The organism is Mucilaginibacter rivuli (genome assembly GCF_019391655.1).
Taxonomy (GTDB): Bacteria; Bacteroidota; Bacteroidia; order Sphingobacteriales; family Sphingobacteriaceae; genus Mucilaginibacter; species Mucilaginibacter rivuli.
Map to the genome: position 1 here is coordinate 43,077 of NZ_JAHXPQ010000005.1, position 24,735 is coordinate 67,811.

Here is a 24,735-nt window from a genome sequence, read left to right on the forward strand (position 1 = left end):
AAGCGGCTTCGAAATCAGGAAATTAAATTTGGTAATTTACTTGTTCTGCTTATTTTTACCATTCTATCAAAAATTATAAACCAATTTTTTAGTCTAAACGCGTTATATGGATTTTTTGAACACCTACTTAATTTATTTAATTCCTGTATTTGGCCTTGTCGGGATTTTAGTGATGCTGATCAAATCGGCATGGGTAACAAAGCAAGATGCAGGTGATGGCAACATGACCGAACTATCTGGCTATATTGCCGATGGAGCAATGGCTTTTTTGCGTGCCGAATGGAAAGTATTAGGCTACTTTGTTGCCTTGGCAGCTATATTACTGGCATGGTCGGGTACAACGGTACATACGTCAAGCCCAATTATCGCGGTGTCATTTTTGGTTGGCGCATTCCTCTCAGCCTTCGCAGGATATTTAGGTATGCGTATCGCAACAAAATCAAATGTACGCACCACACAGGCCGCTAAAACCAGCTTAGCACAAGCTTTAAAAGTATCGTTTACCGGTGGTACCGTAATGGGCCTTGGTGTTGCCGGCCTGGCGGTTATTGGTTTGGGATCGTTGTTTATTGTTTTTTATACCATATATGTTAAAAACACGGGTGGCGATGTAAATGGCGAGGCCATGGCCAAAGCGCTTGATGTTTTGGCAGGGTTCTCTTTAGGTGCCGAGTCTATCGCGTTGTTTGCCCGTGTGGGTGGCGGTATCTATACCAAAGCTGCCGATGTAGGCGCCGATCTTGTAGGTAAAGTTGAAGCAGGTATCCCCGAAGATGATGTGCGTAACCCTGCCACCATTGCCGATAACGTAGGTGATAACGTGGGCGACGTAGCAGGTATGGGTGCCGACTTATTTGGCTCATACGTAGCAACAATGCTGGCTACTATGGTTTTGGGTCGCGAGATCATTTCTCCTGATGCTTTTGGCGGCATTGCCCCGGTATTGCTACCCATGGTAATTGCAGGCTTAGGCCTAATATTCTCGATAGCCGGTGCAGCTATGGTTCGCATCAAAAAAGAAACCGACAGCGTACAGAATGCCTTGAACATTGGTAACTGGGCATCTATTGTGTTAACAGCCATTGCAACATATTTTGTAGTACAATGGATGTTGCCTGCAGGCGAGTTCCACATGTCGCGCGATATGGCGAATGGGGTGTTGAAAGTTGGTTCATCGCACTTTACTAAAGACGGTGTTTTTGCCGCCATCCTTGTAGGCTTGGCTGTAGGCACCCTAATGTCTATCATTACAGAATACTATACCGCTATGGGTAAACGCCCCGTGCTGAGCATTATACGTCAGTCATCAACCGGGCATGCTACTAATATCATTGGTGGTTTAGCTATCGGCATGGAATCAACCGTGTTGCCTATCATTGTATTAGCGGCAGGTATTTATGGCTCGTACTATTTTGCAGGGTTATACGGTGTGGCTATAGCCGCGGCAGGTATGATGGCTACTACAGCCATGCAATTAGCTATTGACGCCTTTGGCCCTATCGCGGATAACGCCGGCGGCATTGCCGAAATGAGCGGTTTACCTCCGGAAGTGCGTGAGCGTACAGATAACCTGGATGCCGTAGGTAATACAACCGCTGCAACAGGTAAGGGTTTTGCTATCGCGTCGGCAGCATTAACCGCGCTGGCATTATTCGCGGCCTTTGTAGGTGTAGCGGGTATTGAGCACATTGATATTTATAAAGCCGATGTGTTAGCCGGTTTATTTGTTGGGGGTATGATACCATTCATCTTCTCGGCATTGTGTATCTCGGCAGTGGGCCGTGCAGCCATGTCAATGGTAGAAGAAGTTCGCCGCCAGTTTCGCGAGATACCGGGCATTATGGAATACAAAGCTAAACCTGAATATGAAAAATGTGTGGCCATATCAACCCAGGCATCTATCCGTGAAATGGTTGCGCCTGGTTTGATCGCGTTAATTACTCCAATCATCATCGGTTTCGCATTCGGACCAGAAGTATTGGGTGGTTTGTTAGCCGGTGTTACCGTATCGGGCGTGTTGATGGGTATTTTCCAAAGCAATGCCGGCGGTGCATGGGATAATGCTAAAAAATCATTTGAGAAAGGTGTAGAGATAAACGGCGAGATGTACTACAAAAAATCAGAGCCGCACAAAGCATCGGTAACAGGTGATACCGTTGGCGATCCGTTTAAAGATACTTCGGGCCCGTCAATGAACATCCTCATCAAGTTGATGTCTATTGTATCATTGGTTATCGCACCACACTTAAACAGTAACAAAATACCACCGGCCGCGGTTTCAACAAAACCTGCAGTTAAAGTAATAAAAGTGAGCGCTGCTGTAATTACAAAATCAAATACTGTAAAATATCAATAAAACTATTCAAATTGTTACCAAAAAGGGATTCCAGTAATGTTATCCCTTTTTTAATTTAACGTAAATTGATTATGTTTGGAGAAGACATTAAAACTAAACAACACATACTGACTGATGAATTTATTTATTAAGAAACCTATTGCCCAATTAATGGCCGCCGCCGCGGAGGGTGAAAAAACGTTAAAACGTACACTCGGCGTTGGATCGCTTATCGCGTTGGGTATTGGAGCCATTATCGGCGCCGGTATTTTTGTACGAACGGCAGCTGCCGCAGGAGAACACGCCGGACCTGCTGTAACCATCTCATTCCTTATTGCTGCTGCAGGTTGTGCCCTTGCAGGGTTATGCTATGCAGAGTTTGCCAGTATGATTCCCATTGCCGGATCTGCATATACCTATTCTTACACCACCATGGGCGAATTTATTGCCTGGATCATCGGTTGGGATTTGGTGTTGGAATACGCTTTGGGTGCTGCTACCGTAGCTATCGGCTGGTCGCAATACTTCAATAATTTTCTCGAAACGTTTTTTAACTGCCACATACCTTTCGCCTGGTCGCACTCACCTTTCGAAGTATCCACCACTACTACCGGTATGTATGCTTTGGAGCACGGCACCCGTGGTATAGTTAACCTGCCTGCTATATTTATCTTATTAATGATCACGCTGTTGCTGATTAAAGGTACTGCAGAATCGGCTATTGTAAATAACGTTATTGTTATCATCAAGGTAGCTATCGTAGTAATGATCATCGCATTAGGTTGGGGCTTTATCAATCCTGCAAATCACACGCCATACATGATCCCGGAAAACGCCGGTGATGTGAAAACCAATACCGGTATTGTACATTACTCGGGCCTGTTCAATCACGGTTGGCTGGGTGTATTACGTGGCGCAAGTGTGGTATTCTTCGCATTTATTGGTTTTGATGCTGTATCCACCGCAGCACAGGAAGCTAAGAACCCGCAAAAAGATATGCCAAAAGGCATTTTGATATCGCTGGCATTTTGTACCATATTGTACATCCTGTTCTCGCACGTATTAACCGGTTTAGCACCTTATAAAGAGTTTTTAGTTCAGGGTAAAGAAGCATCTGTAACTTACGCCATCAATACGTTTATGACAGGCTACGGCTGGTTAGCTAAATTAGTTACTGTGGCTATCCTTGCAGGTTTTTCATCAGTTATCCTGGTGATGTTGCTTGGCCAGACACGTGTATTCTATACTATGAGTACAGACGGTTTGGTTCCACCGATATTCTCAAAACTGCATCCTAAATTCCGTACACCATACAAATCACAATGGTTGTTCTTTGTCATGGTATCGGCATTCGCAGGCTTTATACCCGACAGTATTGTTGGTGATATGGTAAGTATCGGAACCCTGTTCGCATTTGTACTGGTTTGTTTAGGTATAATGATCTTACGTAAAACCGACCCTAACCTGGTTCGTCCGTTCCAAACACCTTTATACCAAATTGTTTGTCCGCTTGGTGCATTGATATGCCTTGCCATGATGGGCAGCGAGGGAACTGAAAACTGGTTACGCCTATTTATCTGGATGGCTATTGGTATGGCTGTTTACTTTGGCTATAGCATTAAGCACTCGCATGTAAGGCACGGTAAGCCGGCAGATGCGAACGATCCGCCAAACCCTAAATTTGTCGAATAATAATAATCCGTAAAAAAGAAGGCCTCGTGATTTTTGTCACGAGGCCTTCTTTTTTACGGGCCAATTTTATTTAACCCGTTTATAATAAAAATCCTGTTTTACCAATTTGCCGTTTATCTGTCCGTCAATCCAGGCATGTACCGAATCTTGCGATACCAGTTTGTAAACAACTCTTTGCGGAAAATCATGGGTAGGATTTGAAAATATGAACTCGTTATTTATAGAGCTCACCAGCTTAAACGAAACAGCTTTACCATCATTTTGATTATTAACCGTAGGGATGTAATATATGCTATCATCCTGTTGTATCAATTGTACTTTTTCTTCCATCAGGGTATCTGTTCCGGTAATCCTAAAGCCCTGCCCCTGCATTTCGTTTTTACTTATTTTCTTCCAGCGCTCGCATATATAACCTTTCCTGGTTTTCATTTGCCAGGTGCCACCTTCAAGCAGGTAAAATGAACTAAATGTTGTGGTTTGTTGTACATATATAAAAATGCACACCAGCAACGCAATAAAAACAGCAGCCTTTTTCATAATCGTCAGTATCAAATGTTATGTAAATATAATAATATCTATTATTTACACATGTTGCCATCTGCTCTTTATTTGTGTAGCTTTACTTTAATCAACGTAAAAAACAACATGACCTTTTTACAAGCTTTCGATCTGAAGGAAATCACCTCGGTTACGCTTATCCTGTTCGCTATTATCGATGTGGTGGGTACTGTACCCGTAATTATCGAATTAAAGCGTAAGGCGGGTCGTATTGATGCAGAGCGGGCATCATTGGCGGTGTTGTTACTAATGGTGGTATTCTTGTTTTTAGGGAATCAGCTATTAAGCATTATTGGGTTGGATATTGCATCCTTTGCCATCGCCGGTTCATTGGTGATCTTCTTCATCGCCCTCGAAATGATATTGGGACACAAATTTTTTAAAGAAGAAGCATCTACCGATGAGATTACCTCGGTATCTATTGTACCATTAGCCTTTCCACTTATCGCAGGCGCAGGCACCATGACAACCCTGCTCTCGCTCAAATCACAATATCATACCGAAAACATCATTACCGGCATTGTATTTAATACCTTGTTTGTTTACCTCGTTCTCAAAAATACGCATCACGTTGAGCGCCTTTTAGGTAAAACCGGGCTCGAGGTTTTAAGGAAAGCTTTTGGCATTATCTTGCTGGCAATAGCGATCAAGTTGTTTAGGAGTAATACGGGATTGTAGAATGTGCAAGTGTGCGGATAAGTAAATGTGCAAATGAAAAAATATCAGCAATAACGTAATTATTAATTTTTAATCAATCGCGCTACAAACATGGTATCCGCCCTGTGTTCATAGCCTTTCAGCGTTACCTGCTCTTCTAATTTAAAACCTAATTCCTTAACCAGAAACTCTACCATATCCTCATTCTCGGCTTTAAAGGCTGAGCAGGTGATATAGATAAGCGGTTTACCCGGCTTTAGGTATTTGATAACATTAGGAACGATATTTTGCTGCAGGTTTTTAAACGACTGTATCTTATAATCCTCAAACTGACTGATCATTTCGGGTGTTCGGCCCCAGGTGCCTGAGCCTGAGCAGGGCGAATCTAATATAATACCGTCAAACTCATAATTATGCAGTTCAGGGTCAGCGGTTTTAGTCAGGTCGAGTATCTTTTTCTGGTATTTACGTAAACCGGCATTCAGGAAGCGTTCATCAAGGTTAGCCAATATACTTTCGCGGATATCAGATACTACCAGTTTCAAATCAGGCTGCAATTCGTGCAGTAGTAGTGTTTTCCCACCCGAAGCGGCACAGGCATCCCACCAATGTTCCCATTTATTGGGCTTAAAGTAATTGGCTGTCTGCTGTGATGACAAGTCCTGCACCTCAAACAAATGCTGATCGGTAAAGATATTCTCTAACCGTGTGCCATTGGGTAAAGCGAGGCATTGGGGGCTTTCTTCCCTGAAGGTAATATTGGCATCAGTTAATGTAGCCTTTACCTTGGTTTCAAAGCCTTTCAGGATACGGATATACAGATCGGGCTGGGTGAAGAATGATTTTAAAAATGCTTCTTTATCAATAGATGGCGAAAGCGCAGCGCTCCAGGGAAAAACATCTTCCAGTTTAAAGTTGGGATAGACCTGCTTTACCATAGCGAGTTTATCATCCAAACTAAAGCTGATACAGGCTTCCCACTCTGGTTTAAAATGAGCGAGGAAAGAGTTGCTTTGCGTATTACACAAAAACTCAGCAACAAACAGGCGTTCTTCGGGTACAACATCAATAATGGCCTTACCCAAACGGAAGTAATTATAGATGAGTCGGTTTGCAACACGCCTGTCACTACTGCCCATTTGCTTGTTTAGGCGATAAAAGCCAGGTAAGAACTTCCCTAATGGTGAATCGGCACGGTAACCTTCTAAAATACGATGAAAGGTTTTTAATTGATTAAAGGCTTTCATTGTATGGGTTTCAAATCAAAGTTTTGGTATTGCAGCATCCTTACATGTGTATTTATCCACCCGTTACCTTCCGACTTTTTAAAGTTAAAATCGTTAAGTAAACCTGTGTAATTGTTTTGGTCCAGGCGCTTAAAGGCATTAGGGTTTGTGCTGATCAAGTTACCAAAATAATAGCCTTCATCAAATCCTTTTATCGCGTATTCTGTCGGCTCAATGTGGTAAACCTTTTTGTAGCTGCGAATGAACGCGGTGATCGCGGCCGATTTATAATCTACCCTATCAGATGTGGTGATGTGCGTTTTAAGATGCTGCAATAACTCAGTCTGTAAAAAGCTCGCTTTTATCCAATTAGGGTGACCAAAAAGTGTAACAGGGTAGCTTTGCGCAAGTTTTTCGAGCGAACGTAATGTTACCAGCAAAAAGGGCTCATCGGTTGCGGGTACTATAAATACGTTTTCGGATGATCTGGATAATTGAGGTATCAGCATGTCTAAATTACCCCGGCTTACAACAATAGATATAACAGTGATCCCCTTTTTACTTAAGGTATCCATCGAACGCGTAAAGGGCAGTATAAACTTATTTTCTTCGCTGTAGCCCGATTTTAGCACGAATACCTTAACCGGTCTGATGCGTTCTGTAATGTATTTAGCAATATAAACCGCATGATAGGCTAAAGGCGGCATAGCCGTGATGAGATTTGGATCTTTATAATCAGCTGGTGAGGCCGGCGAAAGTGGTGATACAATGGGTTTTGGATATGCCCCCATAGTAGCCGTAAAGCTTTTCAATATTTCCGGAAAAACCGGACCAACGATCAAATCGCTGCTGCGCACCTTTGGGTTAAGCGCAAGGCTATGCCCTTCTGACGCTTCGCCGCGCGAATCGAATACCTGTAATTTATAATTATAGCCCTTAGCAGTAAGCGAATCGAGTGCCAACTTAAAACCCTGGTAATAATCGGCGGCAAGTGCAGCCTGGTTTAAATTCTGGCTATTGGCCGATGGGCTAAAATCAAGTTTATCCAAATCAAAGGGCAGCAGCAAAGCGATGTTGCGAACAACCGGTGCAGCAATTACCGGTGGTGTTACAGGCTTTACGGGCTTGGTTTCCACCACCGGCTTAGGCAAGGGTTTAACTGTCTGGGTGATCTTTGGCGAACAAGCACCAATAACCACACAGATCAATACACTCAAATACCATTTATTCCCACTCGATTGTAGCCGGTGGCTTAGAGCTGATATCATAAACTACGCGGTTAATGCCTTTAACATTGTTAATGATCTCGTTTGATATTTTGGCCAGCACATCATAAGGTAAATGGCACCAATCGGCCGTCATACCATCTAATGATTCTACCGCGCGTAAGCAAACCACATTTTCGTAGGTGCGCTCATCGCCCATTACCCCTACCGATTGTACAGGTAAGTATATAGTACCCGCTTGCCAAACCTTATCGTACAACCCGGCACTCTTTAAATTGTTTATATATATCGCATCAGCTTCTTGTAAAATGGCAACTTTCTCGGGCGTAACATCGCCAAGTATGCGGATAGCTAATCCCGGGCCGGGGAAAGGGTGCCGCCCCAGTATGTTCGGGTCTATTTTTAAACTGCGGCCTACTTTACGTACTTCGTCTTTAAACAAAGTTTTAAGCGGCTCAACCACTTTCAGTTTCATAAAATCGGGCAAACCGCCAACGTTATGGTGCGATTTTATGGTTGCCGATGGCCCTTTAACTGAAATCGACTCGATCACATCGGGATAAATTGTACCCTGCCCTAACCATTTTACATCGGTTAGCTGGTTAGCTTCATCGTCAAATACTTCAATAAATACGCGGCCAATAGCTTTGCGTTTCTTTTCAGGATCAGACAACCCTGCTAAAGCATCGTAAAATCTTTGTTTAGCATCAACCCCTTTTACGTTAAGGCCCATGTGTTGGTATGAATCCAATACCGATTGAAACTCATCTTTACGGAGCAAGCCATTATCAACAAATATGCAATGCAGATTTTTACCGATGGCGTGGTGCAGCAATACGGCTGCAACCGATGAATCGACACCGCCGGATAAACCTAATACTACTTTATCATCACCTAATTGGGCTTTCAGTTCGGCAATTGTTGTTTCTACGAATGAGTCGGGTGTCCAATCCTGTACGCAGTGGCAAATATCAACCAAAAAGTTTTGCAGCAATTGTTTACCATCGGTACTGTGCGTTACCTCCGGGTGAAACTGGATACCGTATGTTTTTGAGCCGGTAACCTGGTAAGCGGCAACACGTACCGAATCTGTACTGGCTATTACTTCAAAATCATCCGCTATGCTTACAATGGTATCGGCGTGCGACATCCATACCTGCGAGTTTGCAGGCACATCCTTAAACAATGGGTTAAAGGGCTTTATGTATTGCAAATTTGCACGGCCATATTCGCGGGTACTTGATGCCTGTACCTCGCCACCATTAAAGTGTGCCAGGTATTGCGCGCCATAGCAAACTGCCAAAATAGGGAATTGATCCTTATAGCGTTTGTAATCAAAATGCGGTGCATCGGCCTGCCGTACCGAATACGGACTACCTGAAAGGATAATACCTTTTACGGTTTCGTCAAACTCAGGAACGTTATTGAATGGATGGATCTCGCAGTAAATATTGAGTTCTCTTACTCTCCGGGCAATGAGTTGCGTGAATTGCGACCCGAAGTCAAGAATGATGATTTTTTCTTGCATGGGCAAAGATAGTTTTTTGAACGGAAAGGGAAAAGAGAAGTTATCAAGGTGGGGAATGTTGATAAGGTTGTATCCTCTCCTACTTTACCAGCACCACATTAAACTCCTGGAGCACTACGGTATCGGCTGTTTTTAAACCATTGTTACCAATTCCGCTAAATTTATTGTTTATAATAAAGCCGGTACTACTCGTCCCGGTTACACCCGGAGCAGTAAGATCGACAGCCACTGTCCCACATATTAAAGGATAAAGTAGCGTAGCCCCGCTTTGTGTTGCGTAATAATCGGTCAGGTAGTTGCGTACAGTAAAGCTAAAGGGGTTACCACCCTGACCGGGGGAAAATAACATGTCGTAGGTGGGTGTATATTTGCCAAGGCTCTTTTTAAAATTATATAAAAAAAGAGGATCGTTGCCGGACAAGGGATCAATGATAGAGTCGGTTGTTGTCATCCTGATATCGCTGCCCGTAAATTTTGTTTTTGTTGAAATATAACCGCCTCCCATGATTAAAGCAGCGGTACCGGCACCCAGTTGAATAGAGAAGTCGCCCTGTTTGTTAGGCCCGTTATAACCATTTAAATAAGTACTTCCACTACCACCGCCTGTAAAATAGCGCCTGGCAAACCTGCCTATAATGGCAGTATCTAATATTTCGCCCGATTTTGAAAATACCCGCACCGGGCCGGTATTGTACATTGTTGATGTATGATAAGTAGTTCCGTTAGTTACCCCGCCGGTTCCGGTGCTTGTTCCGTTACCTGTACTACTGCCGGGAACGATACTGTAACCCGGTATTTTTTTACACGAAGCCCAAATTAGCGAACCAATAATAATGAGTAACAGGGGGTACTTGTATTTCATAACATCATATTTATGTTTAAATATAAATATAATTTACAAAACAGCTTTACTATTTTGGTCATCGGCATAAACTACAGCCAAATACCTACTTTGTACCGTCCTGTAAAACAGCACCAACAATAATAAGCTTATCGCGATAGCAAACGTACTTAGCGGTATTCCGGCACAATACGGCCAAACAATACTGATGATAGTCAGTAATCTCAAAAACTCCACATTAAACACCCATTTTTTTTGTTCCATAATGGCGCCGCAGTTAATAAGGCTCAATATGGTAAACGTGGTAAAAAGCAATTTAAAAGCATTGCTTAAGTGTGTTTCAAAAAATATAAACCCGCTTACACATATCATTAATAGCACTATTTGCCATATCACGTAGCTATTAAGGCCTTCGTGCAGTTTTACTTTGGTTTGCTTTACGCTGAAGATACGCTCGGCCTTATCACGTGCCTTAGGGTCGATAAGATTTGGGCTGCCGAAAATAACTTTGAACTTGTTTTTTAATGAGGATTGCGCTTTTACGGTGATGAAAAGCTCAATCAGGAAATGGAAGTGCTGCCATAAAAAACTATAAGTGCGCAATTGTTTGGTAAGGCCGTAAACAGGCTCTTCATCCTCTTCGGCAAAGGTACCAAAGAGTTTATCCCAGATAATAAATACATCTCCGTAATTTTTATCCAGGTAATGCTCGTTACAGGCATGGTGTACGCGGTGGTGCGATGGGGTAACCATGAATTTTTCTAATATCCCCAGTTTACCAACAACGCGGGTATGTACAAAAAATGGGTACAGGCCGTGGATGAGCAGCATTACCGTGATCATAGAGGCAGGGAAGCCGATGATGGGCAAAATACACCAAAACCCTGTGCGCACGAGGGCTTGCAGTACCGTTATTCGCGCCGATACTGTATAGTTAAACTCTTCGCTTTGGTGATGTACTACGTGTACCACCCAAAACAGGTTTACCTCGTGCGCCAGGCGGTGATACCAATACCAAATGAGGTCAGTCAGCAGTAAAAGTAGTATCCAAATTACAACGCCTGCTTTGATATGGAATATACCAAAGCGATGTTGCAGATAGTCATATAAAAAATAGAATGAGCCCGAAACCAATATATCGGTTAATCTTTCGGCTATGCCTATGCTTACATTAGCGATGGAGTTATGAAGGTTAAAAGCATTTAGCTTACGTTTTTTAGCCACATAATATTCCGCCAGCATTAAAATGATAAAGAACGGTATTGCAAAAGCAAGATAAGTACTGCTCATCAATTCAAATAAAATAGCTTAAATGGATATTAAGCCGAACGCAGGTTATTTTTATAAGTACCGGCCTCATAAATTGCCGATAGTACATCCTCCCCACTGAAATTATTTTCAAAATTCCAGTCGATATGCTGATAAGTGATCTGTTTGGCAGTATTTAACACATAGGTGGCCAATAGCGGGGCATCCTCGTCTATACCCGTAAATTGGTTCCATACCGGCCTCTTCTCATCATATACACCAAATTGTTTGGAAAGGCTATTATTATAATCGAAATAAAAATTGAGTGATAAACTATGTTCCCATGCCACATCGGCCAATGCTTGCGGACGTTCCGGACTAATTACTACCAGGTTGCCGCCATTGGCTTTTACTTCGCGCTGTATATTGTTCAGGTGCACTAATTGCTCCAGGCCCTTTTTACCCCAATGATGTGAGTAAAAAGCGATAACCAGGGGCTTATTTAACAACTGATTATTAAATATGGGCCCGCGGGTTTCTGATCCGTTTGCAAACTGAGCCCAACGGCCAAAATCTTTCGCGAAAGAAAAGCCGGGGATAACAAAACCAGTTTTTGCAGGCCTCAGGGTTTTATAGTGTTTAAATTCAAAATCGCGTTCAAGTAATATTTCAAGGATATCGAATTGAGGGAATGTTGATCTGGATGACATGATAATAAATGTAAAATGGTTAATGTGTTGTTTTTATTAAAATTTCCGGTTTTGCACCCGGTGTTATTCACGGCAAAGCCGCATTTCGGAAGGCTGTCTCTTCAGCTACAACAACACATTATCATACCACCTTTATAAGGGTGTGTTAATTGTGATATGTTTTTACAATGTTTCAAGATATGTTCGTTTTTAATTACAATACAAACATACGAATATATATTCTACTAAATCTATAGAATTTATATAATTAAATATAAATAATTGATTTATAGGTGAATATTTTTTATTCGCACTAAAAAGACCCGATGGATAAGCCATCGGGTCTTTTCATATTCCAAATAAAAGCAATGGATCTTGATATTATTCATGCGCTTTATCAATCATCGTCATCTTCCTTTTTCTTTTCGGGGATAACAAATGCGCTGCGTTTGGGCGATGGCATAACAGAGTCTTCCCCTTTAACCGATTTCCATATCACTTCGTTAAGTGCCAGATCGGGCGCGGCATCTTCCCTTTTAAAGTTAAATCCGTCGGAGCGTTTGCTGCTTTTGGTTGTTGCAGTATTGCGCGTTGTCAAATCAACTTGTGCAGGTAAAACCTTAAATGGTGTTTGATCGGGTGTGGCAGTAAAACATTCGTACATAGGTAAGGCAGCCGCATCATACTGGCTCATTGGCGGTAAACCAAGTATCAACTCAATGGTGCGGAGCACCGACGAGGTTGAATACATACTATGTATTACGGCGTTCCGCTTTACATATGGGCCAACTACATAGGCCGGCGAACGGTGCGCATCAATATGGTCGGGACCATTTTGCGCGTCATCTTCCACTATAAACACAACAGATTCTTTCCAGATAGGGCTATGCGATAAATGTTCTATAAATCTCCCCACGGCCAGGTCATTGTCGGCAACAGCGGCAATCGGGCTTATCTTCCCTTTCTTTTGCCCGCTGGTATGATCGTTGCTTATTCTTACCGTGCTTAAATTAGGGACAGCGTTAGCAACCACCAGCGAATCGAAATCATGCGCCCAGGCATCGTAACGCACCTGGTCGGTTATGTCAAGGTCAAACCCCGGCGCGGCGGCGCACATATGCCCTTCTAAGGTTTTATATTTGGTTCTGCCAAATTCGCCAAATTCGCCATAGCTCCTAAAACTTAACCCGGCGCGTTGGCAATAATCCCATATATAACCATCGCGTGGGTACAATGCAGGGCGGCCTCCCTCATAGCTGGTAGAGCCTCCCCTGTTGCCATAGGTAGTAGGCCAGGTTTTTTCAACAATATCGGTAGCATAAGCAGCCATACTCCAGTTATGCCCATCAGCGCTTACTTCGGCATCAACATAAAAATTATCCATCAGCACAAAGTTATCGGCTATAGCGTGCTGGTTGGGTGTAACCCGCTCCCCAAATAAACAAAGCGATTTATCGCCATTGCCTTTGCTTACATCACCCAATACCTGATCATAGGTACGGTTTTCTTTAATGATGTAAAACACATGCTTAATAGGCGACTTCTCTCCCTTTTTGCGCGGAATAGGGTTACCCTTTTCGCCGGCGGCCATCATTATTTTATCGTTGGTAAAAGGCGTGTTGGCATACACCTGTTTGGTGTAATTTTTCAGATCCTGTTCTTTAGGCTCATCAATTATTGATAAGGTACCTTTAAATAAGCCCGCGATATATTGCAAACGGTTATTAGCTGTACTGCCGGTATGCACCCCGCTATTATCATCTTTAGAATAGGGTTGTGGACCCTGGGGGTTTGGCATAGATGTAAGGCCTTTACCATTGCTAACTAATATTTTATTGCCTAACAATTTGATATTGGTTGGATACCAGCCTACCGGGATAAAGCCCATGCTTTTGCTGTTACCCGGCAACGATACGTCAAATACGGCAAGGCAATTATTATCGGCATTGGCAATATATAAGGTTCTTTCGTTTGATGAAAGCGTCAAACCGTTTGTTGTTGAACCGGTAAGTTTTGTAGGGAATAATGTAGCGGATAATGTTTCTAACACTTTACCCGTAACCGTATTAATTACCGAAACTGAATTATCGTTTGCGTTTGCCACGTATAGCAAGCTCCCTTTTTTATTTAACAACAACTCGTTGGGATGATTTCCAACAGTTATCGATCCGGCAATTGTTTGAGAACGTGTATCGAACGTAACTACTTTATCGCTTCCCCAAACAGAAATATACAGTATTTTTTCATCGGGCGATAATATACAGCTGTATGCAAGTTCGGGTAATTGTACTGCCGATATTACTTTCCTGGTTTTCAGATCTACGGTGTAAATGCTGTTATCCTCCTTAGTAACTGTATATAAGCGCGAGCCGTCTTTTGCTACCGCAATTCCGGCGGGGCATATCTTGCTTTTTGGCCAGGGCTCCCCCAGTTTAATGGTATCCGGGGTTTTTAACTTGCGGTTGCTTACGTCAAAATCTAATATCACATTTGCATTACCGCCCGATACATACAGGTTTTTATTATCCCCGCTAAAAGCCAGGCCATACCAAGCCGTTTTTAATTCAATTTCAGAAAGCGCCTTTTCCTGTTGCGGGTCTATCAGTTGCAGCGATTGAATGCTTTGCCCGTTATTTGTAACAGCAAGCAGCTGACCTGAAGGACTAAGCTGCATATTGAGTGGCAGATCGCCCAATTGTAGCTGTCGGCCTGCAGGGCTTAGCTTCCAGCCATTGGGCAACAATACCTGCCCGCTTTCTTTCACTTTGCCGGGTGTTTGTGCCATTGCGATTTGAGCTGTGCATAGCAGCAGTGCAAGAGCGCTTGTTATTAGCTTGTTAGGTGTATTCATTGGATTAGCCCTTTGTTTAATTTTTAAGACTTGTAGCCACAGTACCCGCCGGATACTCCGCCTCTATCTGATCAAGAGTTGATTGCTTGGTTAACTGAATATTGGTTTGCGTGCGGGCCTTTACCCATTTACCCAAACGCGGGTTATAAATACCGCCAAGTTTATAGTAAAAGCCCAGATCGGCAGGTGTAGTATAGGCAAAGCACAAGGTATTAGAGCCCTGGCGGTAATACGGCTGAGATTGCAGCGTGATTGGATTGATCACATCATAAAGATCTGTATTGGCAATTTTATAGCCCACAGCCGGCGGCCCTGCCGAAAACAGCTGCCCCCCTGATCCTACAAATACCACATCAATAGGCTGTGTATCTTTGGTTACTGTTGTTCCTTCAAATACGGCCATACCGAAGGCATTGCCGCTATTGGCAAAAAAGCCACCGTTACGGGCGCCAAAGCCGTCGCCATCTGCCTTGGTGTAATCAAAGGCCCTGATCCAGTTTGACGCGGTCATAGTTGTAGATGCAGAGCCGTTAATGGCTTTACCTGCGCCGCCAACGTAAAAGAAAGTACCTTTTTTTGCTGTACCTGTAGTGAGGTTAAATTTAAAGGTTCTGAACATGGTTGCAGGCGATGCGGAACCTCCGCCTGTAGCCCAACCGTTTGCAGGGTAACCTGCCGGAACAGACGCCCCCGCATTGTTGGTAACAACAACCGAGTATGGGGTAACCGCAAAATCAATATCGCGGGTGGCCAATAGCTGAATGTATTCGTAATTACCATCGCCACCTACAACGTCATTAATAAAACCGCTGATCACGATCGAGGTTACTTCGATAACAGAACTCAACACCTGCGAGTCATCGCCTTTTCGCATACGTATCTGCGGTGTCAGTTTTCCATCTGCTGCTGCCTTGGTAAAAACAATGCCGTAAAAATTAGCGGTTATTGGCAAAGCTGTATTGGCAAACTTTGCAGTTGTATCGGTATGCAGCGTAATGTTTTCAAAACCATCATTCACTGTTTTATCTCCCACAAAATGATCTGTGGGTGTTGGTAGTGGATCAAACCCTCCTTTAACGATTGCAACCAATGTGCTTTCGTACGTAGATGGATCATTAAGTATCGAACTGCTGGGTACACGGTTTGGTGCAATAGCGTTACCACTCGATATCTTTACTACCGCGCTTGCAGGAATATTTTTTATCTGCAATATGCCATCGGCCCTGGTTAGGGTGCCGCCGTTAACGGTAACAGACACCGAGTCGCCCGATGAATATTGGGCAGCAGCCGCTGCTCCGATAGGGATAGCGATACCTCTTAATAACGATAAACGACGATGGTCCTGAACAACAAGGTATCCTCCGGCAGGCATATTATTTCCGGAATAATCAGAAACTACGATACCCGTGATCTGGTCGGAACCATACATTACATCAGTTGTAAGTTTAACGTCAGATCCTTTATAAATATTCCGAAGGTCATACAACGGTATATATGGGCTTATTATTCCGCCGGGATAGTTACCGCCTTTTTTACAGGCTGCCCAGGTTAAAACCACAACTGATAATACCAGGTAAAAAGTTATTTTTTTCATTTTTTAATTATTTGATACAGATCAATGTTTAATTATGGTTTTTGCCACCAAACCTGAGTTGATATTTGATCGGGCCCTTGCACGGTAACTGCATTTTTATAACTGGTAGGATTGGCCGATTGTACATATACCGGGTACACCATTCTTGCCGGCATAATGCCGCCATTTTTTAAGCCTGCACCTTTTGGCAGCACGGGGTGGCCTGTGCGGCGATACTCAAACCATTGCTGCATATCTTCTAAAAACAGCGCGTAGTATTTTTGTAAATGGATAGTTTCCATTTTGCTATCAAGTGGCGCCGTATCGTTCCAGCTCAACCCCGCATTGGTTAAATATGTCTGAAATTCGGGGCTGTTAATTGTAGGTGCCGTTACCGGGATACCCGAAGCTGTTGGGTTAGGCCAGGTAGGTACCCAAAATACAAGCCCGCTTAAAATACCGGTTTGCCAATACGTTTGTGCCGATCCTGTGATGTAGCTTTTTGCAGCAGCTTCGGCCAGTATGAACTGCAATTCGCTGTAATTCATGATCAGGCCTGTTAACTGGTTTGTTTGAAGACTTACCGCCGAAGTGTTGGAATAAAAATATGATTCTTTAGGATCGCCACTACCTGCCGGATAACCGCTGGCCACACCCGAAAAACCGCCCGAACCTTGCGCTATACCCCAGGCGTTAAAACCTGCAGTAGCATAATTAGAAATATTGATGCGCGGATCATTCCATGTAATCAAGTGATCAATAAAGAAACTACCTATTGCCGGGCTGCGCCAATCTTGTTCACGTACAGTTTGATAAGGTGACACATATGCACCGCCTGTCCATCGCAATATAGCTGCGTCATCATTGCTCGTCATGATAGGATATGTAGAAGCATTGGTATTAACTATCTGCGCTATTTTGGCCTGAGCGGCAGGGCCAACATCGGCTTTTGCCGATAGCTTTAACAGTAAGCGTAAATAAAGTGAGTTTCCAAACTTGCGCCATTTGGTGATATTACCTTTGTAAACAGGATCGCTGCTGGCTACAATTGCTACATTGGCAGAAAGCAAGGTGTTAGCAGTTTCCAATTGCTGGAAGATACCCGCGTAAATATCTTTTTGCGCATCAAATTTAGGTTTAAATATACTGCTATCACGTGCCAGGTTTGATTCTGAATAAGGCACATCTCCATAGGTATCAGCTAATAGCGAATAGATCCAGGCCTGGCAAACTAATGATATGCCCTGGTAGGATTTATTGAAATTGAGCGGCTGGCTCGATATGTTGTAGATATCTTTAAAATTGGTAAGTTGCAGGTACCAGTTGTTCCATAGGTTATCAGATGTTGATTTTGGAAAATCGTACCTGAAAACTGTGCCTTCGGCATCTGTTTCGCTTACCGTAACCTGCATTAACTCGTTATTAAAATTACGGTTACGCAGCATATTGGCACTTACTGTGGCTACCAATGCAGGGGCCAGCAATTGCTGTGGCAAAGCATTGGGCGTATTGATAGGATCAGTGTTGATGCTCTCAAAGTTTTTAGTACAAGATGGCAGTAGGGCCATCAGTACAACTGCGGTATAAATGAATTTATATATCTTGTTTTTCATTGTTCTTAAATTAAAATCCAACAGTTAGGTTGATACCCAGTGTGCGGCTTGATGGAAATTGGCCTATCTCAAAGCCGGTAACGATATCTGTACCGCTCAGGGTACCAAATTCAGGATCGAACATTGGCCAGGGCGACCAGATGTACAGGTCGCGGCCATACACACCAATTCTGGCACTTTGTAAACCCAGTTTGCTTAATAACTTCACCGGTAAAGAGTAGTCTATCCTTGCTTCGCGGAATTTGATAAAATCAGTACTGAATGTACTGCCTTCGGCGTTATCCGAGCCCATTTGTGAGCGGTAGTAATTATCTACATCGTAAGTAAGTACATTGTTAGGGCGGTAGCTTCCATCAGGATTTTGAATTACACCATTACCTATAATACCACTATACCGGCCCGGCAATGTGCTGGTAAGTTTTCCTTGCTCAACCATTTTATAGTTCATCAGCGAGTGCGCCACAGCACCGTGCTGCGCATCGAATAATACATTAAGACGGAATTGCTTATAGGTAAAATTACTGCCCCAGCTTACTTTGTATTTAGGCACTGTGTTGCCCAGGTAAACCAGGTTTGGCGATAATTTGGCAAAGCCCGTGGTTGCATCATAAACCACTTGCCCGTCAGGTGCGCGCAGGTAACCGTTACCGTACAGATCGCCCATGCTGCCGCCAACTGTAGCAACAATCTGGCCGCCACCTACAGCGCCTGTTCTTAACACAACTGAACTATCTGCTATCTCGGCTATCTTATTACGGTTAGCAGAGAATGTACCGAATACAGTCCAGGTAAAGCTTTTTGTTTTTACAGGGGTAGCATTTAATGAAAGTTCGATGCCTTTGTTATTCACCTGCCCAATATTGGTAAGCGCCTGCGCGTAGCCCGAAGCGCGATCAACAATACGTGATAGTATCTGGTTTTTGGTATTGCCGGAATATAAGGTAATATCAAAATTCAACCTGTCTTTAAGTAACCGCACATCGGCACCAACCTCATAAGTGGTGGTTAATAAGGGCTTCAAATCAAAATCCGGTAGTAATGTAGGGTTCTGTAATGCTCCGCCGGGGTACAAACCTCCCCCTGCGATGCTGTAATTATATGATGTGATGTATGCTGTTGTACCGCCGCTGCCAACCCCGGCAAATGATGCCCTTAATTTTGCGTAGGTGATAGCTTTAGGCATTTTAGCAAAGTCCGAAAGGATAAAGCTTGTGCTCACTGACGGATAAAAAAATCCCGAGTTTGAATGGCGCGAAGGTGTTGCCAAAACACTGGTATAATCCTGGCGGCCTGTAAACTCAATGTACAAGTAATCTTTGTACGACCCGTCTATCACACCATATAAACTATTGATGGCATACCTGCTTTTATCCGGAAGATAAACCAAAGGGCCGGCCGCGTTTGATACCGAATAGATACCCGGATAGGTTAAAGAATCGGCCCTTACCTCATCTTTATTATATTTATTAGCCAGCACACTACCACCAACCGAAGTAGTTAGTTTAATATCATGCGTTATTTTTTGGTTGTAGCGCAGTAAAAAGTCGCTGGTTATTTCTTGAGAGTAAATGTTTTGTGAACGGTATGAACCACGCACCAGCTTTGAACCTGCATCATACGGGCGGTTTTGCTCGCGCTGTTCATAGCTCATATCAACCGATGTTCTTAACAATAAGCTAAGGGCTTTTGTAATTTGATAATTGGCAGATACGTTGCCGGTAATGGCGTTACGGTTAGTTTTATTAATAAACTCGTAAGATACGGCATATGGGTTTTCAGGAAATGAGCTGTATGGATATTCTATAACCCTGTTTTCCTGCCCTAACTTCCAATAGTTTCTCAGCCAGTTCGGGTCAGCATTGGGTTGCCAAAAAATAAACCAATACATAATAGATTGGTTACCATAACCCGCACCGGGCAGATTATCGCTATTCATGTTATTGTAAGATACTTTTGATGATATGGTAAGCTTATCGTTCACTTTGGAATTTACCGACATCGCTACCGTGTTGCGATCGTAGCCCGTGTTGGGTACTATCCACTTATTTACAACATTTGTTGCCGAAAAACGGGCTGTTGTTTTATCAGTACCACCATCAACACTAATGGAGTTTGTAAATGTATGCCCGGTTTCAAAATAGTGGTGAATGGCATCGGTATATGGCACCCAGGGTGTACGTGTTAGCCCTTGTTTCTGGGTAACAGGGTCAAACTGGTAAAACATCTGGCCGTCAAACTTTGGCCCGTAAGCCGAGCTTGTGCCGCTGGTGCTCGCCCCGTCAGGGCCTGCGCCATACGAATAATAATTTGCACCACCTGTACCTTGCCCGTACTGGTATTGAAGATCGGGCCAGCGGTTCACGCTTTGCATATTGGTATTTGAATTAATGCTAACACCAAAACCTTTACGTTTTGGATTGCCTGATTTTGTGGTGATTACTACCGCGCCATTGGCTCCCCGCTGCCCATACAACGCGGCAGCGCTTGGCCCTTTCAGTACGGTTACACTTTCAATATCTTCCGGGTTCAGGTCATCGATATTACTGCCGTAATCAGCAGGCATATTGTCGCTGCTGGTACCATAAGCGGCTTCTCCAGGGTTAGCTGTACGTTTACCGCTACTGTTGTTCATTACAACACCATCAAGTACTATTAAGGCTTCGTTATCGCCGGTAAGGTTATTTTCGCCACGTAAAATGATCTTACTCGACCCCAGGGGACCGCTATTTGAACGTATAAGGTTCAGCCCCGCAACTTTTCCCGATAAGGCATCAGTCCAGTTGGCCGATAACGCATCGGTTAATTGCTCGCCTTTAATTACCGTTGCGGCATAGCCGAGGGCTTTTTCTTCGCGTTTAATACCCAATGCTGTAACTACAACCTCGCTTAATGCCGAAGTGCTTACCACCAATGCGATATTAACGCCCATAACGCTGCTGTTATACGCTTGTGCCTGGGAAGTAAACCCGATAAGCGAAAAATTAACAGTTGTAGCACGGGGTATGCGTATCGAAAACTTGCCATTAATATCTGTAGAACCGAGGAATTTTTTACCGGCATCGGTTATGGTAATGCCCGGCAGAGGCTCTTTATCGGTAGCTGAAGTTACTGTACCGCTTACCGAGATGATCTCAAGCTTTTTGATCACAATATTGCCATCAATATTTTTAATGCCGATGCCGGCATGTTGCAGGGTTAGTGCAAGGTTATCAAAAGAGATATTTTCTGAAGCCAATGTTACTATCTGTGACATATTTACTTCGGCATCAAAGGATACCTTAAAGCCATACTTGCTTTTCAGGCGCTCGGCTATCGTTTGAACATTTAATCGCTTTTGCTGAAAATTCAGCTGCTCGGGCATTTTAACCTGTGCCCATAGGGATAGGGAGCACAGCCACATGAGCAGTAGTACGCCCAGGGGTTTTCTAAATTTAAAAAGTAGGGATTGTTTCATAATGAAGATCAGAATAGTATAAGTGTGTTGGGGGTTTCAAATCGGTAGTTGATACCGGTGGCGTAACGCAGGCCTTTTAAAAGGTCGGCAATGCCGGTATCTTTCATTTCGCCGCTAAAGCGGCGTGCATTTTTGCAGGTTGATAAAACCTTTACGTTTATATTATACCAGCGCTGTAACTTAACAGCAATTTCGGTTGTGTTACTGTTGTTAAAAAAGAGCGTACCGGTTTGCAGGGACAATGCATCTTTAACGGCTACCGTTTTAACAGCTATATTATTATCAGCATTGGCAATGAGTTGTTGACCGGCTTTTAAGTAATGAGTTTTATTGTTGGTTATAACACCAACAAGGCCGGTGGCAACCTTAACTTCGGCAGGCATGTATTTACGTGCATATACGTTAAACGAGGTACCTAATACCGTAACCGATAGCTTATTGCCGGTATAAATAATGAAAGGTTTTTTGGTAAGGTGCTTTACATCAAAAAACGCTTCACCGTTTAAATTAACTTCGCGCTTTGGCCCGTTAAAGTTTTTAAAGCTGAGTTCAGAATTTGGGGCTAAGTAAACAATGGTACCATCGGGCAGGGTAACATTACCACGGTTAATCGTATTGGTATGTACAACCTGGATTTTATCGGCACCTATGGCAGCCGATCTGTAATAAAACCACCCAAGCACACTACATAGCAACAGGCTGGCCGCTAACCCGGTAAACCAGTAATGTTTAGTTCCGCTTTTTGGGCTTGCTACTGATTCCGTAACCGGAAACATCCTGTTTAACAGGTGCAACCACTGTTCCTCAATATCGCTTTGTTTAAGGGGTTGCAGCAACTGTGCCTGGCGGCGTTCCAGGTAAGTAAGCAGGTAACGGTGCTCGGGCTGTAGGACGCACCATTCTTGTACCTGTAACATCTCGGCGTCGTTACAATCGCCGTTAATGTAATTAATTAAAAGTTCCCAGTTTATTGTGTTCATTTATGTAGAAGAGCACGCAACCGGCTTTTCCACCAAAAGAAATAATTAAGTATTTGTTAAGTTTTTGTTAATGGACTTAAGGAGGCGACTTATCCCTCAAACTATGGGTGTTAGTTAAGAATATTAAACACCAAGCTGATAAGTAACATACCACCGGCAATACTTGCTTTGTCCAAATCGCTGTGGTTAATTGCTTTGGTTAATTGCTCCATTGCCTCGCGTAAATTATACTCCACTTTTTTTTCAGGTATAGCCAGGGCTTCTGCAATTTCAGCATATTTAAGTCCAAGCAAACGTAGCTCTATGATCTGTTTGCGTAAAGGCGAAAGGTTATTGATCATATCCTCAACTATCCTGATCGATTGCTTGGCTACAAATTTTTCGAACGGATTATAGGTATCCGTTGGGATATCGAACAAATCATCAGGCAGGTTGGTTGTTTGCCTGCTGGCAGTAATGGCTTTTAAAGCACCATATTTTGCAGCTCTGAAAAGGTAGGGTTTTAAGTTGTTTATCTGCAGCTGATCTTTTTGCTGCCAAAGATTAAGAAAAAGATCAGACAGGACATCCTTTGCAAGAGCTTCGTTTTTTATCAGTCCGTTTACATACCTGAACAGTGGTGAATAGTTTTCTTTAAATATGCTTTCAAAACCATCCAGCGTATTTAAAACAGGCATGCTTACTGTACTCATGATGCCAACAAAAATAGGCTTAGCTACATTTCGGCAATAAAACCATTATGTTAAATTTATATTAATGCACCAAATCTTACCTCAAATAAAAAACGCAGCCCTAATACATTAGAACTGCGTTTTTAGTGCTCCCGACGAGATTCGAACTCATATCGATGGTACCGGAAACCATAATTCTATCCATTGAACTACGGAAGCAATATGCAAATATACTTTTTTAGAGGCAAGAAGTAAGAATCAAGAGCCAAGATTAAAAAGTCTTGATTCTTGCTTCTCTTCTTATACGTTAAACCTAAAGTGCATAATGTCGCCATCGGCAACTATGTAGGTTTTACCCTCAACGCTTAGTTTGCCATTCTCTTTACAAGCCGCCTCCGAGCCATATTTGATAAAGTCATCATACTTTATTACTTCGGCACGGATAAAGCCTTTCTCAAAATCTGTATGGATAACACCCGCGGCCTGTGGCCCTGTAAAACCTTGTGTTATTGTCCAGGCACGCACTTCCTGCACACCGGCAGTAAAGTATGTAGCCAGGTTTAAAAGCTTGTATGCAGCCTTAATTAACTGTGTAACGCCCGACTCGCTTAAGCCCAGGTCATCTAAAAACATCTGGCGCTCATCATATGAGTCCAGTTGTGCTATTTCAGATTCTATCTGTGCCGATATGATCAGCACCTGCGCGTTCTCATCCTTAACAGCCTCCCTTACCTTTTCTACGTAAGCGTTACCAGTGTTTACCGATTTCTCCTCAACATTGCAAACATACATAACCGGTTTAGCGGTAAGCAGCCAAAGGTCATCAACATATTCCTTATCTTCATCGGCAACCGGGGCGGTACGTGCCGACTTTCCCGATAGCAAATGGTTTTTATAAACAGTTAATACCTCAAAGGCTTTCTTTTGCTCTTTATCGCCTATCTGCGCGCCTTTAGCAACTTTTTGTATTTTCTTTTCTATCGATTCCAGGTCCTTTAATTGCAACTCCGTATCAATGATCTCTTTATCACGGATCGGATCGACCGAACCATCAACGTGGATCACGTTATCATCATCAAAGCAACGCAAAACGTGGATAATGGCATTTGTTGCACGTATATTACCTAAAAACTGGTTACCTAATCCCTCGCCTTTGCTGGCACCTTTTACTAAACCGGCAATATCAACTATCTCGATAACGTTTGGCACAATACGCTGAGGATTTACCAGCTCGGCCAGTTTGGTAAGCCGCTCATCCGGAACGGTAATTACACCTACATTTGGCTCAATGGTACAGAACGGAAAATTAGCCGCCTGCGCCTTGGCGTTTGATAAACAATTAAAAAGTGTTGATTTCCCTACATTTGGCAAACCTACTATACCACACTGTAAACCCATTTTTTTTATGTTATTAGTTATTTGAGTTATTAAATTACTGGTTCTTTGGAAGGTGCATATCTTAATTGATATGCAACAACTCAATAACCGATAACTTAGCAACTACAGCAATTTTGGCGCAAAGATAAGATAATTTATTGCCTTGTAATCCGAAAAAAGTAAAGGACTTTCACCATATTAGCGAGCGAAAAAATC

General features: G+C 43.1%; 17 protein-coding genes and 1 tRNA gene. 3 read left to right on the forward strand and 15 right to left on the reverse strand.

The annotated features are described in order from the left end of the window. The first annotated feature begins 106 nt into the window (after positions 1-106). Both KXQ82_RS12790 and KXQ82_RS12795 read left to right on the forward strand, forming a co-directional pair. Complete coding sequence (locus KXQ82_RS12790) at positions 107-2,356, forward strand: sodium-translocating pyrophosphatase (RefSeq protein ID WP_219488789.1); 2,250 nt, start codon at positions 107-109, stop codon at positions 2,354-2,356. 114 nt (positions 2,357-2,470) lie between these two features. Continuing rightward, the gene (locus KXQ82_RS12795) at positions 2,471-4,027 is read left to right on the forward strand and encodes an amino acid permease (protein WP_219488790.1); all 1,557 of its coding nucleotides are present in this window, start codon (positions 2,471-2,473) and stop codon (positions 4,025-4,027) included. A 66-nt stretch (positions 4,028-4,093) separates the two neighbouring features. Here the strand turns inward: KXQ82_RS12795 and KXQ82_RS12800 are convergent, their stop codons facing one another. After that, positions 4,094-4,564 carry a DUF6265 family protein gene (locus tag KXQ82_RS12800; RefSeq protein WP_219488791.1) on the reverse strand — a complete coding sequence of 157 codons (471 nt, stop codon included), beginning with the start codon at positions 4,562-4,564 and terminating at the stop codon, positions 4,094-4,096. Positions 4,565-4,672: 108 nt separating this feature from the next. Here KXQ82_RS12800 and KXQ82_RS12805 point away from each other — a divergent pair, with 108 nt between their 5' ends. Then, positions 4,673-5,263: a MarC family protein gene (locus tag KXQ82_RS12805; RefSeq protein WP_219488792.1), complete on the forward strand. Its 591-nt coding sequence runs from the start codon at positions 4,673-4,675 to the stop codon at positions 5,261-5,263. 62 nt (positions 5,264-5,325) lie between these two features. Here the strand turns inward: KXQ82_RS12805 and KXQ82_RS12810 are convergent, their stop codons facing one another. The 14 genes from KXQ82_RS12810 to ychF form a co-directional block, all read right to left on the reverse strand. Beyond that, positions 5,326-6,489, reverse strand: coding sequence for an RsmB/NOP family class I SAM-dependent RNA methyltransferase (locus KXQ82_RS12810; RefSeq protein WP_219488793.1), 1,164 nt, complete (start codon positions 6,487-6,489; stop codon positions 5,326-5,328). Beyond that, a complete protein-coding gene (locus KXQ82_RS12815) occupies positions 6,486-7,736 on the reverse strand; it encodes an ABC transporter substrate-binding protein (RefSeq protein ID WP_219488794.1) in 1,251 nt (416 codons plus the stop codon). The genes KXQ82_RS12810 and KXQ82_RS12815 overlap by 4 nt, the downstream gene beginning before the upstream one ends. Further along, positions 7,693-9,222, reverse strand: coding sequence for a glutamine-hydrolyzing GMP synthase (guaA, locus tag KXQ82_RS12820; RefSeq protein ID WP_219488795.1), 1,530 nt, complete (start codon positions 9,220-9,222; stop codon positions 7,693-7,695). Before guaA ends, KXQ82_RS12815 begins: the two co-directional genes overlap by 44 nt. Positions 9,223-9,301: 79 nt before the next feature. Further along, the gene (locus tag KXQ82_RS12825) at positions 9,302-10,084 is read right to left on the reverse strand and encodes a hypothetical protein (protein ID WP_219488796.1); all 783 of its coding nucleotides are present in this window, start codon (positions 10,082-10,084) and stop codon (positions 9,302-9,304) included. Positions 10,085-10,117: 33 nt separating this feature from the next. After that, positions 10,118-11,353, reverse strand: a complete 1,236-nt coding sequence (locus tag KXQ82_RS12830; RefSeq protein ID WP_219488797.1) for a sterol desaturase family protein — start codon at positions 11,351-11,353, stop codon at positions 10,118-10,120. A 29-nt stretch (positions 11,354-11,382) separates the two neighbouring features. Continuing rightward, positions 11,383-12,021, reverse strand: a complete 639-nt coding sequence (locus KXQ82_RS12835; protein WP_219488798.1) for a peroxiredoxin family protein — start codon at positions 12,019-12,021, stop codon at positions 11,383-11,385. A 376-nt stretch (positions 12,022-12,397) separates the two neighbouring features. After that, positions 12,398-14,851 carry a bifunctional YncE family protein/alkaline phosphatase family protein gene (locus tag KXQ82_RS12840; RefSeq protein ID WP_219488799.1) on the reverse strand — a complete coding sequence of 818 codons (2,454 nt, stop codon included), beginning with the start codon at positions 14,849-14,851 and terminating at the stop codon, positions 12,398-12,400. Between the two features lie 16 nt (positions 14,852-14,867). After that, a complete protein-coding gene (locus tag KXQ82_RS12845) occupies positions 14,868-16,445 on the reverse strand; it encodes a DUF5689 domain-containing protein (protein WP_219488800.1) in 1,578 nt (525 codons plus the stop codon). A 32-nt stretch (positions 16,446-16,477) separates the two neighbouring features. Continuing rightward, positions 16,478-18,037 (reverse strand): SusD/RagB family nutrient-binding outer membrane lipoprotein, encoded by a 1,560-nt coding sequence (locus KXQ82_RS12850; protein WP_219488801.1) that lies wholly within the window; start codon positions 18,035-18,037, stop codon positions 16,478-16,480. Positions 18,038-18,047: 10 nt separating this feature from the next. Continuing rightward, complete coding sequence (locus KXQ82_RS12855) at positions 18,048-21,491, reverse strand: SusC/RagA family TonB-linked outer membrane protein (protein WP_255563651.1); 3,444 nt, start codon at positions 21,489-21,491, stop codon at positions 18,048-18,050. An 8-nt stretch (positions 21,492-21,499) separates the two neighbouring features. Next, positions 21,500-22,471 (reverse strand): FecR family protein, encoded by a 972-nt coding sequence (locus KXQ82_RS12860; RefSeq protein ID WP_219488802.1) that lies wholly within the window; start codon positions 22,469-22,471, stop codon positions 21,500-21,502. 110 nt (positions 22,472-22,581) lie between these two features. Continuing rightward, positions 22,582-23,163 carry an RNA polymerase sigma factor gene (locus KXQ82_RS12865; protein WP_219488803.1) on the reverse strand — a complete coding sequence of 194 codons (582 nt, stop codon included), beginning with the start codon at positions 23,161-23,163 and terminating at the stop codon, positions 22,582-22,584. Positions 23,164-23,289: 126 nt separating this feature from the next. After that, positions 23,290-23,361: transfer RNA gene (locus tag KXQ82_RS12870), tRNA-Arg, on the reverse strand. A gap of 81 nt (positions 23,362-23,442) precedes the next feature. Continuing rightward, positions 23,443-24,540 (reverse strand): redox-regulated ATPase YchF, encoded by a 1,098-nt coding sequence (gene ychF / locus KXQ82_RS12875; protein WP_219488804.1) that lies wholly within the window; start codon positions 24,538-24,540, stop codon positions 23,443-23,445. Positions 24,541-24,735 lie beyond the last annotated feature (195 nt).

What these genes read in the sequence shown, in the direction of transcription:
- KXQ82_RS12840 (WP_219488799.1), bottom strand. Translation starts at nt 14,851, where the DNA reads ATGAATACACCTAACAAGCTAATAACAAGCGCTCTTGCACTGCTGCTA.
- KXQ82_RS12800 (WP_219488791.1), bottom strand. Translation starts at nt 4,564, where the DNA reads ATGAAAAAGGCTGCTGTTTTTATTGCGTTGCTGGTGTGCATTTTTATA.
- KXQ82_RS12865 (WP_219488803.1), bottom strand. Translation starts at nt 23,163, where the DNA reads ATGAGTACAGTAAGCATGCCTGTTTTAAATACGCTGGATGGTTTTGAA.
- KXQ82_RS12790 (WP_219488789.1), top strand. Translation starts at nt 107, where the DNA reads ATGGATTTTTTGAACACCTACTTAATTTATTTAATTCCTGTATTTGGC.
- KXQ82_RS12855 (WP_255563651.1), bottom strand. Translation starts at nt 21,491, where the DNA reads ATGAAACAATCCCTACTTTTTAAATTTAGAAAACCCCTGGGCGTACTA.
- KXQ82_RS12835 (WP_219488798.1), bottom strand. Translation starts at nt 12,021, where the DNA reads ATGTCATCCAGATCAACATTCCCTCAATTCGATATCCTTGAAATATTA.
- KXQ82_RS12795 (WP_219488790.1), top strand. Translation starts at nt 2,471, where the DNA reads ATGAATTTATTTATTAAGAAACCTATTGCCCAATTAATGGCCGCCGCC.
- ychF (WP_219488804.1), bottom strand. Translation starts at nt 24,540, where the DNA reads ATGGGTTTACAGTGTGGTATAGTAGGTTTGCCAAATGTAGGGAAATCA.
- KXQ82_RS12860 (WP_219488802.1), bottom strand. Translation starts at nt 22,471, where the DNA reads ATGAACACAATAAACTGGGAACTTTTAATTAATTACATTAACGGCGAT.
- KXQ82_RS12830 (WP_219488797.1), bottom strand. Translation starts at nt 11,353, where the DNA reads ATGAGCAGTACTTATCTTGCTTTTGCAATACCGTTCTTTATCATTTTA.
- KXQ82_RS12810 (WP_219488793.1), bottom strand. Translation starts at nt 6,489, where the DNA reads ATGAAAGCCTTTAATCAATTAAAAACCTTTCATCGTATTTTAGAAGGT.
- guaA (WP_219488795.1), bottom strand. Translation starts at nt 9,222, where the DNA reads ATGCAAGAAAAAATCATCATTCTTGACTTCGGGTCGCAATTCACGCAA.
- KXQ82_RS12845 (WP_219488800.1), bottom strand. Translation starts at nt 16,445, where the DNA reads ATGAAAAAAATAACTTTTTACCTGGTATTATCAGTTGTGGTTTTAACC.
- KXQ82_RS12850 (WP_219488801.1), bottom strand. Translation starts at nt 18,037, where the DNA reads ATGAAAAACAAGATATATAAATTCATTTATACCGCAGTTGTACTGATG.
- KXQ82_RS12825 (WP_219488796.1), bottom strand. Translation starts at nt 10,084, where the DNA reads ATGAAATACAAGTACCCCCTGTTACTCATTATTATTGGTTCGCTAATT.
- KXQ82_RS12815 (WP_219488794.1), bottom strand. Translation starts at nt 7,736, where the DNA reads ATGATATCAGCTCTAAGCCACCGGCTACAATCGAGTGGGAATAAATGG.
- KXQ82_RS12805 (WP_219488792.1), top strand. Translation starts at nt 4,673, where the DNA reads ATGACCTTTTTACAAGCTTTCGATCTGAAGGAAATCACCTCGGTTACG.